The 509-nt window shown below is 28.9% G+C and carries 1 protein-coding gene; it reads right to left on the bottom strand.

Going from position 1 to position 509, the window contains the following annotated elements; translation table 11 throughout:
- Positions 1-83: 83 nt before the first annotated feature.
- Positions 84-278, bottom strand: coding sequence for a CsbD family protein (locus tag HMPREF3265_RS02125; RefSeq protein ID WP_070498112.1), 195 nt, complete (start codon positions 276-278; stop codon positions 84-86).
- Positions 279-509 lie beyond the last annotated feature (231 nt).

The following is a 509-nucleotide window of genomic DNA, read 5'->3' on the forward strand; positions in this document are numbered from 1 at the left end:
TTTCTATATTATTTCAATAGAAATTGTCTTTTTTTCACTTATACAAGAACTTTATGTCCCGGACTCTTTATGATATAAACAAATTATTTATTATCGTTATTACCTTTTACTTTATCGATAAGGTCGTTAGCTTTATTTTTAACGTTTTCAACTGCTTCTTTGGCTTTACCAGAAGCTTTATCGTTTTGACCTTCTTTTTCTAAATCTTTATTGTCAGTTGCGTTACCAACAGTTTCTTTTAAGCTACCTTTTGCTTGTTCAAATTTATCTTCAGCCATTTAAAATTCCTCCTTGATTGTCTGTATCTTTAATTAATAATTTTATACCCCTATAGTCTTATCATTAAACACCACATGTTGCTGATGTAAATCTTCTTTAAATGTCTCAAACTCTTTTTGATAAGCAATATAATTAAAGTCGCTCATACGCCTTTAAAATGACATATATAAGCAAACTAAATAAGATATAAGGGAAAAGATAAAGCGTCACAATTAGATATCGCCATGCTG

The sequence above is a fragment of the Staphylococcus sp. HMSC62B09 genome (assembly GCF_001839115.1).
GTDB lineage: Bacteria > Bacillota > Bacilli > Staphylococcales > Staphylococcaceae > Staphylococcus > Staphylococcus haemolyticus.